The sequence below is a fragment of the Citrobacter sp. Cb041 genome (assembly GCF_030336655.1).
GTDB lineage: Bacteria > Pseudomonadota > Gammaproteobacteria > Enterobacterales > Enterobacteriaceae > Citrobacter > Citrobacter braakii.
This window is the reverse complement of record NZ_JAOWDD010000040.1, coordinates 105,635-119,523: the sequence shown is the minus strand read 5'-3', so window position 1 is coordinate 119,523 and position 13,889 is coordinate 105,635. Positions and strand designations below refer to the sequence as shown.

Here is a 13,889-nt window from a genome sequence, read left to right as displayed (position 1 = left end):
ACTATGCGACAAGTGTATCCTGGCTTTTGTGAAGAGAGAAATCAGTGGACGAATTGACAGCGCAGGCGTTGACAGCCTTTACGACACGTTATTGCGACGCATGGTACGAAAAAAACAACAGCTGGCCCCTCAGCGAAGAGCTGTATGGCGTACCTTCTCCGTGCATCATTTCTTCCACAGACGATGCGGTATTCTGGCAACCTCAGCCTTTTGTCGGCGAAAAAAACCTCAATGCGGTTGAACGCGCCTTTGATATCGTGATACAACCAGCCGTTCACGCTTTTTACACCACCCAGTTTGCCGGGGACATGCACGCGCAGTTTGCGGATGAAAAACTAACGCTGCTGCAAACCTGGAGCGAAGACGACTTCAGGCGCGTTCAGGAAAACCTGATTGGTCACCTGGTTACGCAAAAGCGCCTCAAGCTGTCGCCTACGCTTTTTATTGCCACCCAGGACAATGAGCTTGACGTCATTTCGGTGTGCAATCTCTCCGGTGAAGTGTGCAAAGAAACGCTGGGAACCCGTAAACGAACGGTGCTGGCGGACTCACTTGCGGAATTTCTCACTCAGCTTAAGCCAGTTCTGTAATCCAGATTGCCCTGAACCTTGTGAGAGATCTCTTACAAACCCTGTAGGACATTGCCAGGTAATAAGTAAAGACTTAATGAACGGATAAAATAATTATCCCTTATTATTCATAAAGTTAATGTTTTATTGTCAACTTTCATACGAAAATAATCTTAAGGGAGTGTCTGTAAGCATCTTGTAAGACAAGGCGAAACAGGCGATTCTATATCTGTCGACAAGGAGTCGCACAACGAAGAGAACATCAGGATGATGGCTCTTCGGCAGGACACACCAGGACGGTGTTACAAGGACAGGCTTCAGGATGAAGCAAAGCGGAAAGCGCTGGATGCGTTAAGGGACACCTCCAGGATGGAGAATGAGAGCCGGTCAGGATGTTCGGCGGGTCAGGATGGCCAGGACACTTCAGGATGAAGTTTTCACATCGGGGTGATGTGAGCAGGATGCACAAGTTCAGGATGAACAAGGTCGCAAGACCACAGGAAAAGTTGTCACGGATGAGCAGGGAGCACTAAAAGTAGCTGGAACGCTGCGAAACGAACCGGGAGCACTGTTTTTACAGTGCTCCCTTTTTTTATTTCCCTTCACTAGTGCTATTCTTCGCGCCAGATTTTTCATCATTGAGGTTAATTTCATGACGACTCATGACCGTGTGCGCCAGCAGTTACACGCGCTTGAAGCGCTACTGCGTGAACATAATCACTGGCGGTTGGATGAGCCTGCAGAGCATCTGTTTACCAGCACGCAGCCTTTTTGTATGGATACCATGGAGCCGGTTGAGTGGCTGCAATGGGTATTGATTCCCCGCATGCTTACGCTGATTGATAACGCTCAGCCGCTTCCGCAGGCTTTTGCCGTCGCACCGTATTACGAAATGGCGTTGGCAGCCGATCACCCGCAACGCGAAATTCTGCTGACGGCATTGCAGGAGTTGGATGCACTGTTTACAAGTGATAACGCCTGATGCTGGAGATTCTGTATCAGGACGAATGGCTGGTCGCAGTTAACAAACCTTCGGGCTGGTTGGTTCACCGCAGTTGGCTCGACCGGGATGAGAAAGTGGTGGTGATGCAAACGGTACGCGACCAGATTGGTCAGCACGTTTTTACCGCCCACCGACTCGACAGACCGACTTCCGGAGTACTGCTGATGGGACTGTCCAGCGAAGCCGGGCGGCTGCTGTCCCAGCAATTTGAACATCATCAAATTCAGAAACGCTATCATGCGATTGTGCGTGGCTGGCTGATGGATGATGCCGTGCTGGATTACCCGCTGGTCGAAGAACTGGATAAGATCGCCGATAAATTTGCCCGTGATGATAAAGGCCCGCAGCCTGCCGTCACCCATTATCGCGGTTTGGCGACGGTTGAGATGCCGGTAGCGACCGGGCGTTATCCGACGACCCGTTACGGATTGGTGGAACTGGATCCTAAAACCGGTCGAAAACACCAGCTCAGACGCCATCTGGCGCACTTACGTCATCCAATTATCGGCGACAGTAAGCACGGTGATTTGCGGCAAAACCGCAGCGCCGCTGAGCACTTTGGCTGTCAGCGTTTGATGCTTCATGCCAGCCAGCTTACGCTGACTCATCCTTTTACCGGCGAACCGCTGGTTATTCGCGCCGGGCTGGATGATGTCTGGATGCAGGCGCTATCACAGTTTGGCTGGCGTGGACTTCTCCCTGAGAATGAAAGGGTTGAGTTCAACGGGCTGTCAGGTCAGGATGAGCAGATAGATTCTTAAGTCCCAGGAGATTACGGTTATGGCGGAAATTGGAATTTTTGTCGGCACGATGTACGGAAACGCGTTGCTGGTTGCCGAAGAGGCCGAAGCTATTTTGACGGCGCAGGGTCATAAAGCCACGGTGTTCGAAGATCCCGAGCTCAGCGACTGGCAGGCATATCAGGAAAAATATGTGCTGGTGGTGACCTCAACGACCGGACAGGGCGATCTGCCGGATAGCATCGTGCCGCTGTTTCAGGGGATCAAAGATAATCTCGGTTTCCAGCCAAATCTGCATTACGGAGTAATTGCGCTGGGTGACAGTAGCTATGTTAATTTCTGCAATGGCGGCAAGCAGTTCGATGCACTGTTGCAGGAACAAAGCGCCCAACGTGTAGGGGAAATGCTGCTGATTGACGCCAGCGAGCATCCTGAACCGGAAAGCGAATCCAATCCCTGGGTAGAAAACTGGGGAACCTTGCTTAAATAACCTTGCGCCCGGCAGCGCTTTGTTTGCACGGGCCTGTGACAAATGATGGACATGGAGAGAACAATCTGATTATCACTAAGGGGAATTTGTTTTAATTTATCTGTATTATAAATACAATCGCATAATTTTATTTGCAACCCGAATTTATAAAAATTAAATTCGGGTTTTTTATTATTTGTGAGATCAAAAGCACAAACAAATAACCCTGTTATCATGCTTTAATAAAAACAGGCCCAAAATCTGGATTTTGTGAATGAATTAATGAGGTGAATAAATGAGATGGAATGATAATAATTGGAAATTATTAAGCTAAGGAGATGCAATTTGTTTACTTTGTATAATTCACGGGATTTTAGCCAAAGCGCCAGATTAGAAGACTTTGAAAAAATAATTTCACCTAAAGAAGGTATTAGGTTAGCAAGGATATATTATGAACTTGATGATGATAAAAATCAGTGCTCAACTATATTTGGCCTGCCACAGAGAAAATGGAATGTAAACCGATATTCTTCTGGTGCGTATGAAAGGCCCCCTATTGGTAGATGTAATCGCATTTATGATGAGATACAACACAAATTAAGCGTGGGCTGGATAATAGCGATAGATTATGATGAGCATTGGTCCTGGGACAGAAATCCTTTTTATTTTGATCAGGACGGGGAGTTAGTTTATGAACCATTTATGCCTGATGTATTCGACAGTATCTTCGCAGAGAGAGTAAGGAGAGCTTATCAGGAAACCCTCGACAGGGGACTGGGAAGAAAAACCAGACCCACTCAAAAGATTGAGTATGGCGCACCAGGTTATCTTGAACCCACACTAAAACCTCTTGCCGTAGTACCAAGGCATTCATGTCCGGTTGAAGAGGATAAACCGTCTCGCGAACCTGTAGATGCAGGATTTTGTGTACTGCCCTATGAGGCCACACCGTCATCTTTCGAATCCAGCTTTTTTATTAATCCTCCGGATGGTACACGTGAGTTATATCACAAGCTCAATCCAGATATAAAAAAACAACCGGGTTCAATTCTGCTTGTCGTTGATCCTGAAAAGCAAGATCAGCAACAGATTGAAATATTGCAAAAAGCGCGTGATCGAATTGATAACGCGCTTGCACCATTAACACTGCCAGAAGCCCGTGTGTTACACAAAAATAGAGCTTCCGTGGATATTTTTTCTTCACAATTATACAGCGATGCTTTAGGACAAAGCGGGGATATCTTAGGTTACATAAAAGATACCGGCGGGGGGTATTATGAAGAAATAAATAAAACACTCAATGAAATACAGGCGCTTTATAAGAAAACATATAGTAGTAATTCTGGTCGTATTTCTGGAGAGGAGTTTTTTGGTCAACGAGAACGACTATTTAAAAAATTAGACGGTATTTTGAATAAATTCTCAAAAGAACGGCTAAATTTAAAACAATATGAAGATATAAAGCAGGCATTAGGTTTATCAACCAAATCGATTATGCATAAGTGGGATCAAACAGGAGTAAAGGATATTGAGGGATATGCAAGCTACATAGAAAAGTCAGCCAAACTGATAAAAATAATGAGAACAACAGGCTATGTAGGTGTTGGTCTTGATTTTGCGAGTTATACAACTAACGTTTATGAAGCTTGCGCAAAAGGACGTGAAAGCGAATGTAGAAAAGCAGCGATAACGGAGTACAGCAAATTCGGCTTCAAACAAACTGCAAGTTTTGCTGGCGGAGCTGCCGGGGGAATTATGGGGAGAGCCGCGTGTACATGGGTTCTGGGATTGATTACATCAGAAGCAGGAGGTATTGGCGCAAGTGTATGTTTGGTAAGTGGCATTGCTTCAAGTATTGCAGGAGGTAAATTTTTGGAAAAAATGGGTGAGAAACTAGGTGATAGGTTTGGTGGATTAGTGAATGACGATATTGATAATCCAGAACTTAAACTGTATGACCCAGATTCATTTAATGAAGCAGCAGGTATTCTAATATATGAAAAAATTTTTAACAGATAATCTAGATGTCATTAATATGAGTCTTGGTATAATGCTGGTTATTATAACGTTGATTTTAATACTTATTTCTTATGTGATAAATGATGAGAAGTATAAAAAAATAGTAATATTATACGAGGAGGAGTTTGGTCGTCTTCCTATCACTGCAAGTTTGGCGAGAACAGCAAGCTTAATTGGTACTCCCGGTATCTACTTTGCAAAGATAGATTTCATTATGTCTAGTCTTATTTTTCCCTATAACAGGGTTTTTAATAATGATATGAGTATTGAAGCATATCATTTTATTCGTTCCTTACCCAAAGAATTAACCACTGGGTTTAAAGTTGAAGCGGCGTTCTGGTTTGTTGAATTTATTGTTCTGGCTTTTTTGGTGATCCTTTATTATTTTTTCTGAAAAATCGAATGTTAATAGGGACTCCAATAAACTAGAGTCCCTTTTTTATTTTTATTTTTATTTTTATTTTTATTTCAATGTCCCATATTCCTGATCAACAATCTCACCATAAGTAGCGGCAGGTAATAACCCACTAAAAAACAATTGAGTTCACGTTAGGAGTTGGTCCGCAATCTAAGAGATCAGCTTCCTAAACTGTTAGTCGTCATAAGTAGTAGCGCCTTAAACCCAGACGGGCACCGCTGGTTAGATGTTGCCGCTACCCGGCAACAAATCTCCCACCAAACGCCAATTTCGTGAAGCATCTTCCATTCCCTTAGGCTTATGCCATAAACAACCTCATTCACCTCCCGCAATGTTGTGTTTTTGCACGGTGAGGGTAAGAGGCACTCCTTCATATACTTTTCCCGTCAGTTCCCGAAAAGGCAGCGAGTCAGAATAAAACGGCCCTGAGCTGTACCAAAACTGCCACACACTAACCTCTCATTCTGATCACCCTACAGGTGCTGTACAGAATGAACTGGCGAAAGCCAAGATTCAGGAGTGCAACAATGAGTTCATTAAGTCAGGCGGCGAGCAGCGCGGAAAAACGCACTAACGCTCGCTACTGGATAGTGGTGATGCTGTTTATCGTCACATCCTTCAACTACGGCGATCGCGCCACCTTATCCATCGCCGGCTCGGAGATGGCCAAAGATATTGGTCTGGATGCGGTGGGGATGGGGTATGTATTCTCCGCTTTTTCATGGGCCTATGTTATCGGTCAGATCCCCGGCGGCTGGTTGCTCGACCGCTTCGGTTCAAAACGTGTTTACTTCTGGTCCATTTTTATCTGGTCGATGTTTACCCTGCTGCAGGGCTTCGTCGATATCTTCAGCGGCTTCGGCATTATCGTTGCGCTGTTTACCCTGCGCTTCCTCGTGGGGTTAGCCGAAGCGCCATCCTTCCCTGGCAACAGTCGTATTGTGGCGGCGTGGTTCCCGGCGCAGGAAAGGGGCACGGCGGTCGCTATTTTTAACTCGGCGCAGTACTTTGCCACCGTAATCTTCGCGCCAATCATGGGCTGGTTGACCCACGAAGTGGGCTGGTCGCATGTGTTCTTCTTTATGGGCGGTCTCGGGATTGTTATCAGTTTTATCTGGCTGAAGGTGATTCATGAACCGAATCAGCATCCGGGCGTAAACCAAAAAGAGCTGGACTACATTGCCGAAGGCGGAGCGCTGATCAATATGGATCAGGCGGCAGCCAAAGCCAAAGTGCCGTTCAGCGTGAAGTGGGGGCAGATCAAGCAACTGCTGGGCTCACGAATGATGATCGGTATTTATATCGGCCAATACTGCATAAATGCACTGACCTACTTCTTTATCACCTGGTTCCCGGTTTATCTGGTACAGGCACGCGGTATGTCGATTTTGAAAGCCGGTTTTGTTGCCTCGGTCCCGGCCATTTGCGGATTCGCAGGCGGCGTACTCGGCGGCATTATTTCCGACTGGTTGATGCGCCGTACCGGTTCGCTGAATATCGCCCGTAAAACGCCAATCGTACTGGGTATGCTGTTGTCGATGGTGATGGTGTTCTGTAACTACGTCAACGTAGAGTGGATGATCATCGGCTTTATGGCGCTGGCCTTCTTCGGCAAAGGTATCGGTGCGTTGGGATGGGCGGTGATGGCCGATACTGCGCCAAAAGAGATCAGCGGTTTGAGCGGCGGTCTGTTCAATATGTTTGGCAACATCTCCGGTATCGTTACGCCAATTGCTATCGGCTACATCGTAGGTACCACTGGCTCGTTTAACGGTGCGTTGATTTACGTCGGGGTGCATGCGCTGATTGCTGTAGTGAGCTATCTGGTGCTGGTGGGTGATATTAAACGTATCGAACTGAAACCTGTCGCAGGGCAATGATGATGACAACACAATCGAGTCCCATTATTACCGATATGAAGGTCATTCCGGTGGCCGGTCATGACAGCATGCTGCTCAATATTGGCGGGGCGCATAACGCATACTTTACCCGCAATATCGTCGTGCTCACCGATAACGCCGGAAATACCGGCGTCGGTGAAGCGCCGGGCGGCGAAGTGATTTATCAGACGCTGGTGGACGCGATTCCACAAGTGTTGGGCCAGGAAGTCGCGCGCCTGAATAAGGTGGTTCAGCAGGTGCATAAAGGCAACCAGGCCGCTGATTTTGACACCTTTGGCAAAGGTGCCTGGACCTTTGAACTGCGGGTTAATGCGGTGGCCGCGCTGGAAGCCGCACTGCTCGACCTGCTGGGCAAGGCGCTGAACGTGCCGGTCTGCGAACTGTTAGGGCCAGGCAAGCAGCGCGATGCGGTCACCGTGCTCGGCTATCTGTTCTACGTGGGAGATCGCAGCAAAACCGATCTGCCGTATCTGGATAGCACGCCGGGCAACCATGAGTGGTATCACCTGCGTCACCAGCAGGCGATGAACAGTGAGGCGGTGGTGCGTCTGGCTCAGGCTTCGCAGGATCGCTACGGCTTTAAAGATTTCAAACTCAAAGGCGGTGTGCTGCCTGGCGAGCAGGAAATCGACACCGCTCGCGCGTTGAAACAATGCTTCCCGGATGCGCGTATTACGGTCGATCCTAACGGTGCCTGGCTGCTGGATGAAGCTATCTCCTTGTGTAAAGGGCTGAACGATGTTCTGACCTACGCCGAAGATCCGTGCGGCGCAGAACAGGGTTTTTCTGGCCGCGAAGTGATGGCCGAGTTCCGCCGTGCAACCGGCCTGCCGGTAGCAACGAATATGATAGCCACCAACTGGCGTGAGATGGGCCATGCGGTGATGCTCAACTCGGTAGATATTCCACTGGCCGATCCGCACTTCTGGACCCTTTCCGGCGCGGTACGCGTGGCACAGCTATGCGATGACTGGGGACTGACCTGGGGCTGCCACTCTAACAATCATTTTGATATTTCCCTGGCGATGTTCACCCACGTCGGTGCCGCTGCGCCGGGCAACCCAACGGCGATCGACACCCACTGGATCTGGCAGGAGGGCGATTGCCGCCTGACCAAAAATCCGCTGGAGATTACACACGGAAAAATTGCGGTACCCGACGCGCCCGGCCTGGGCGTGGAACTGGACTGGGATCAGGTACAGAAAGCGCATGAAGCCTATAAGGCGCTGCCCGGCGGCGCGCGTAATGACGCAGGCCCGATGCAGTATCTGATCCCTGGATGGACTTTTGACCGTAAACGTCCCGTTTTCGGCCGCCACTAATTTTGAATAAGGACTTAATTATGAGCGCACAATTTACTACCCCAGTCGTAACCGCGATGCAGGTGATCCCGGTTGCGGGCCATGACAGCATGCTGATGAATCTGAGCGGCGCACATGCTCCGTTCTTCACGCGTAATATTGTGATTATCAAAGATAACTCCGGTCATACCGGCGTGGGTGAGATTCCCGGCGGCGAAAAAATTCGTCAGACCCTGGAAGATGCCATTCCGCTGGTGGTGGGCAAAACGTTAGGTGAATACAAAAACGTACTGAATGCGGTCCGCAATACCTTTGCCGATCGTGATGCCGGTGGCCGTGGTTTGCAGACCTTCGATTTACGTACCACTATTCATGTGGTTACCGGGATCGAAGCGGCCATGTTGGATCTGCTGGGTCAGCATCTGGGCGTTAACGTCGCATCGCTGCTGGGCGACGGTCAACAGCGTAGCGAAGTTGAAATGCTGGGTTATCTGTTCTTCGTCGGTGACCGTAACGCGACGCCGCTGCCGTATCAGAGCCAGCCGGATGAGAAATGCGACTGGTATCGCCTGCGTCATGAAGAGGCGATGACCCCGGATGCAGTGGTGCGCCTGGCGGAAGCCGCATATGAGAAATATGGTTTTAACGATTTCAAACTGAAAGGCGGGGTGTTGGCCGGGGAAGAAGAAGCGGAATCTATTGTGGCGCTGGCGAAACGCTTTCCACAGGCACGTGTCACGCTCGATCCCAATGGCGCGTGGTCGCTGAATGAAGCGATTAAAATTGGTAAGTACCTGAAAGGATCGCTGGCTTATGCGGAAGATCCGTGCGGTGCCGAGCAGGGGTTCTCAGGCCGTGAAGTCATGGCGGAATTCCGTCGTGCTACCGGTTTGCCGACCGCCACCAACATGATCGCCACCGACTGGCGTCAGATGGGACATACGCTGTCGTTGCAGTCCGTGGATATCCCGCTGGCGGATCCGCACTTCTGGACTATGCAGGGTTCTGTCCGCGTTGCGCAGATGTGTCATGAGTTTGGGCTGACCTGGGGCTCGCACTCTAACAACCACTTTGATATTTCGCTGGCGATGTTTACTCATGTTGCGGCGGCGGCGCCGGGCAAAATTACCGCTATCGATACCCACTGGATCTGGCAGGAAGGCAATCAACGCCTGACCAAAGAGCCGTTTGAAATCAAAGGCGGCATGGTGCAGGTACCGGCGAAGCCGGGTCTGGGCGTGGAGCTGGATATGGATCAGGTTATGAAAGCTCATGAGCTGTATCAGCAACATGGACTGGGAGCGCGCGATGATGCCATGGGAATGCAGTATCTGATCCCGAACTGGACGTTTGATAATAAGCGTCCGTGCATGGTACGCTAAGCGAACTGGGACCGCTCCCACAAAGGGGCGGTTTTTCTCCTGGTGTATGCTTAACACAGTCAACATGCGTAAGGATGCTTTATGAAAATAGTAATCGCACCGGATTCCTATAAGGAAAGTTTGAGTGCGCTTGAAGTGGCAACGGCTATTGAGCTGGGATTTCGTGAGATCTGGCCTGAGGCGAATTACGTGAAGATCCCGGTCGCGGATGGCGGTGAGGGAACGGTCGAAGCGATGGTTGCCGCAACGCAAGGCCACCTTGTGCATGTTGATGTTACCGGCCCTCTGGGTAAAACGATTCAGGCATTTTATGGTTTATCCGGGGATGAGCGTTCGGCGTTTATCGAAATGGCGGCCGCCAGCGGACTGGAGCAGGTTCCCGCAGGTTTACGCGATCCGCTGAAAACGACCTCCTGGGGAACCGGGGAGCTAATCCGTCATGCGCTGGACGCGGGCGTTGAACATATCATTATCGGCATTGGCGGCAGCGCCACCAATGATGGCGGTGCCGGGATGGTGCAAGCGCTGGGAGCAAAATTACTGGATGCGCAAAATAACGATATTGCTCATGGCGGGACTGGCCTTGAATCACTCGCCCGGATTGATATTTCTCAGCTAGACCCGCGCCTTGCCGCGTGCCGTATTGAAGTGGCCTGCGATGTGACTAATCCGTTGACCGGTGAAGAGGGGGCCTCTGCGGTCTTCGGTCCGCAAAAGGGGGCGACGCCGGAGATGATTCTTCGTCTTGATCGGGCGCTCACGCATTATGCGCAACTCATTGCCCGCGATCTGGACGTCAACGTGCTGGAATTGGCGGGTGGTGGCGCGGCTGGCGGTATGGGGGCGGCACTGTATGCGTTTTGCGGTGCGCAGTTACGCTGCGGTATTGAGGTCGTGACGGATGCGTTACACCTCGACGACTGCGTTGCGGATGCGGATTTAGTGGTCACGGGTGAAGGACGTATCGACAGCCAGACCATTCACGGTAAGGTTCCGGTTGGCGTGGCGAAGGTGGCAAAGCGTTACAACAAACCGGTTATTGGCATTGCCGGCAGCCTGACGGCTGATGTCGGTGTTGTACACGAGCATGGGCTGGATGCGGTTTTTAGCGTTATTTATACCGTTTGCACGCTGGATGAGGCGCTGAAGAACGCGAGTGAGAATGTGCGAATGACGGCGCGAAACGTGGCCGCGACCCTGAAAGCTGGTCAGCAATTACGTTGAATGATGTGGCATGAAGGCCGGATAAGACGCGTGAGCGTCGTCATCCGGCAATCAGATCTTTACCCTAACAACTTCTTCGCTTCGCGCGCAACGTTATCCATTTCATCCAGAAGCTCTAAAAACTCAGGCTCCAGCTCTTCTTCTTTGCTCCCGCTACGTAATTGCTGCTCAATCAGCTGACACAGGTTTTTCATGCGGGGAACGCCGCTATAACCGCAACTGCCATGCAGTTTATGGATCATATCCACCAGTCCTTCAGGGTTTTCACCTACCAGCTGTTCTTCAATTTTGTTACGCACTTCGGGCAGAAAATCGAGCAGCATTTGCAGCATATCCCGCGCCAGATCGTTTTTACCGGCGGCTTGCCTTAACGCCAGTTGCCAGTCGAGTGTGGTATTCGGATTGACGACCGGTTCAACAGCGAGCGCCCTCAGCGATGAGCTCGCGCCGGGTTTGTAGCGTAACAGCAGATTATGCAGCTTATCTTCTTCGATAGGCTTCGCCAGGTAATCGTTCATCCCGGCGCTGAGCAGCTTCTCTTTTTGCCCGGCCATGGCATGTGCGGTGACCGCAATGACCGGCGTCTGTTGTTGATGAGGAAGCTGGTGGATCAGTTCGCAGGCGCGAATACCGTCCATGTCTGGCATCTGAATATCCATCAGGATGAGATCAAACTGCATCTGTTTGGCGCGATCCACAGCCTGATGTCCGCTGTCGCAGAGCACGACGTGCTGCACTTTATCTTCCAGCAGAGCACCAATCAGCTTGAGGTTCGCCGGGTTGTCGTCCACCGCCATGACGGTCATCGCAATTTTGCTCTCGTCTAACAGTAGCGGAGCCGCGCTGTGGTTCAGTTGACAATACTCTGTCAACGCTGGCAGTAAGCGGGTTGAGGTAAGAGGTTTCAACAGGCACGCCGCCGCGCCGCCCTGCTTTAATTTCTCGGCGTTAATCTGCGCATGGCAAGGCAGAGCCAGTAACAAAAAGTCGGTCATCGCCGCTGCGCTTGCCAGCCGCTCATGCTGCATGGTGAGCGGTTCGCGTAAAGTGACCGGTATGCCAAGCAGCAGAATATCGTAGTGATCCTTCGGCAGCCCGGAGAATGAAGGGCTGTAAATCACTTCCAGCGGTGTTTCACTCAAGATATCTAACGTGCATTGCGCGGCAGTGGCGTTAGGTTCAACGTAGGCCAGCCGCTTTCCTGCCAGACAGTGCGTGGTTGAGCGATCCACGAGAACGTTAGGGTTGAGATCGAGGCTGATATGGAACCAGAACGTGGAGCCCCGGTTCGGCTGGCTGTGGAAGGAGATATCTCCGCCCATTTCATTGACCAGCTTTTGCGTAATGACCAGACCCAGTCCGGTCCCGCCGTGGCGGCGGGAAATACTGGCATCGGCCTGGCGGAAGGCCTGGAACAGGCGTGACTGATCGCGCTCAGGGATGCCAATTCCGGTATCGCGGATTTGCACTTCAATTTGCACTTTCGTGTTACTGAGGGCGCGTTTCTCGACCAGAATGTCGATATTGCCGCCTTCGGTAAATTTGATGGCATTGCCAACCAGATTAGTGATTACCTGCTGTAAGCGCAGCGGGTCCCCGATGACGTTGTCCGGCACGTCATTCTTAATATTTAGCGTCAGCTCAAGCCCTTTATCATGGGATGAGTGCGCTAACAGCGTGACGACGTCATCCAGCGTGCTACGCAGCGGGAATGGGATGCTTTCCAGAATCAGTTTGCCCGCCTCAAGTTTGGAGAAGTCGAGCACATCATTGATGATGGCCAACAGATTGTTGGCCGAGCGTTCAATCGTATTCAGGTGATCGCGCTGCGTCGTGTTGAGCTCGGTTTTAAGCGTCAGGCGGGTGAAGCCAATCACGCCATTCAGCGGCGTACGCAGCTCATGCGACATGTTAGCCAGAAACTCAGACTTAATACGCGCCGCTTCCTGGGCGCGTTTCTTCGCCAGATCCAGTTCGACGTTCTGGATTTCCATCTGCTCCAACGTTTCGCGCAGGTCAGAGGTGGCCTGGTCGATGTTGTGCTGCATCTCTTCATGGTAGGCCGCAAGTGACATCGCCATCGAGTTGATGCCATTTTTGAGCATATCCAGCTCGCCCAACATGAAACCTTCGACGCGGCTGTCGAGCTGGCCTCTACGTATTCGGTCAACGGTATTTACCATATTGCGAATCGGGCCAGTCACGTCGCGCATCAGACGCCAGCCAAAAATTAACGCAATACCGATACAAAACAGCATCATTACGCTGGAGATAAAGATCTCTTTATACTGCTGCAATCTTACTGACTTAAGGTCCAGTTCAAGCGCCACATACCCCAGCATATTTTCCGTATTTTTGGCGTCGCTGACTGCAGATTCATCCGGCGAATAGCTTTCCGATATAATTGGCGTTCGCAGGATCATAATATCCCCGAGCCGGGTGACGCTCAGCTTTCGGGGAAATGGTGAACCGGTTGCCAGCTGCATTTCAGACGGATCGAGATGAAAATTGGATGTGACAAACAGCCGGTTATTCTCGTCATAGACAGAAATTGCCCGCACGATATCGGAATGGCGACGATGCAGCACGCTGATAAGTTGGCCGATGGATTCTCTGTTTTGCAGATTCATGCCATATTCGCTGGAGACTGCGAGTGGCTCAATGATGCTGGCGCCAGCATCTTCCAGTTGACGCTGCAAGTCGTTATAGCGATGCACAACAAAAAAGATACTGAGCAGCAAACCAATCAGGACGGTCGGGGCCAGGATCAGAATCATCATGCGTGCGCGCAGGCTGTAGTTGGTCATGGAGTTCCGTTATGGGACAATTAGGGTCACACTGTTAAATAGAGAAATATCTCGTC

At 50.5% G+C, this 13,889-nt stretch carries 11 protein-coding genes; 10 read left to right on the top strand and 1 reads right to left on the bottom strand.

The window, feature by feature from the left end; genetic code table 11:
* The first annotated feature begins 44 nt into the window (after window positions 1-44).
* The 10 genes from syd to OGV52_RS15990 all read left to right on the top strand — a co-directional run bounded on the left by syd (window position 45) and on the right by OGV52_RS15990 (window position 11,026).
* Window positions 45-590 carry a SecY-interacting protein gene (syd, locus tag OGV52_RS16035; protein WP_016157357.1) on the top strand — a complete coding sequence of 182 codons (546 nt, stop codon included), beginning with the start codon at window positions 45-47 and terminating at the stop codon, window positions 588-590.
* Between the two features lie 631 nt (window positions 591-1,221).
* Window positions 1,222-1,551 (top strand): YqcC family protein, encoded by a 330-nt coding sequence (locus tag OGV52_RS16030; RefSeq protein ID WP_200079781.1) that lies wholly within the window; start codon window positions 1,222-1,224, stop codon window positions 1,549-1,551.
* Window positions 1,551-2,333, top strand: a complete 783-nt coding sequence (gene truC / locus OGV52_RS16025; protein WP_279263811.1) for a tRNA pseudouridine(65) synthase TruC — start codon at window positions 1,551-1,553, stop codon at window positions 2,331-2,333. The genes OGV52_RS16030 and truC overlap by 1 nt, the downstream gene beginning before the upstream one ends.
* A gap of 19 nt (window positions 2,334-2,352) precedes the next feature.
* Window positions 2,353-2,802 carry a flavodoxin gene (locus tag OGV52_RS16020; RefSeq protein ID WP_016154242.1) on the top strand — a complete coding sequence of 150 codons (450 nt, stop codon included), beginning with the start codon at window positions 2,353-2,355 and terminating at the stop codon, window positions 2,800-2,802.
* A 324-nt stretch (window positions 2,803-3,126) separates the two neighbouring features.
* Window positions 3,127-4,800 (top strand): DUF8093 domain-containing protein, encoded by a 1,674-nt coding sequence (locus OGV52_RS16015; RefSeq protein ID WP_233630121.1) that lies wholly within the window; start codon window positions 3,127-3,129, stop codon window positions 4,798-4,800.
* Complete coding sequence (locus tag OGV52_RS16010) at window positions 4,778-5,194, top strand: hypothetical protein (RefSeq protein WP_200108207.1); 417 nt, start codon at window positions 4,778-4,780, stop codon at window positions 5,192-5,194. The genes OGV52_RS16015 and OGV52_RS16010 overlap by 23 nt, the downstream gene beginning before the upstream one ends.
* Window positions 5,195-5,745: 551 nt before the next feature.
* Window positions 5,746-7,098 carry a galactarate/glucarate/glycerate transporter GudP gene (gene gudP / locus OGV52_RS16005; protein ID WP_016154241.1) on the top strand — a complete coding sequence of 451 codons (1,353 nt, stop codon included), beginning with the start codon at window positions 5,746-5,748 and terminating at the stop codon, window positions 7,096-7,098.
* A 2-nt stretch (window positions 7,099-7,100) separates the two neighbouring features.
* Window positions 7,101-8,441 (top strand): enolase C-terminal domain-like protein, encoded by a 1,341-nt coding sequence (locus OGV52_RS16000; protein WP_181627440.1) that lies wholly within the window; start codon window positions 7,101-7,103, stop codon window positions 8,439-8,441.
* 20 nt (window positions 8,442-8,461) lie between these two features.
* Window positions 8,462-9,802, top strand: coding sequence for a glucarate dehydratase (gudD, locus tag OGV52_RS15995; RefSeq protein WP_065554334.1), 1,341 nt, complete (start codon window positions 8,462-8,464; stop codon window positions 9,800-9,802).
* Window positions 9,803-9,883: 81 nt separating this feature from the next.
* Window positions 9,884-11,026, top strand: coding sequence for a glycerate kinase (locus tag OGV52_RS15990; RefSeq protein WP_016154238.1), 1,143 nt, complete (start codon window positions 9,884-9,886; stop codon window positions 11,024-11,026).
* A gap of 59 nt (window positions 11,027-11,085) precedes the next feature.
* Here OGV52_RS15990 and barA read toward each other — a convergent pair whose 3' ends face one another.
* Entirely contained in the window at window positions 11,086-13,833 is a 2,748-nt protein-coding gene (gene barA, locus OGV52_RS15985; protein ID WP_047357900.1) for a two-component sensor histidine kinase BarA, read from the bottom strand.
* Window positions 13,834-13,889 lie beyond the last annotated feature (56 nt).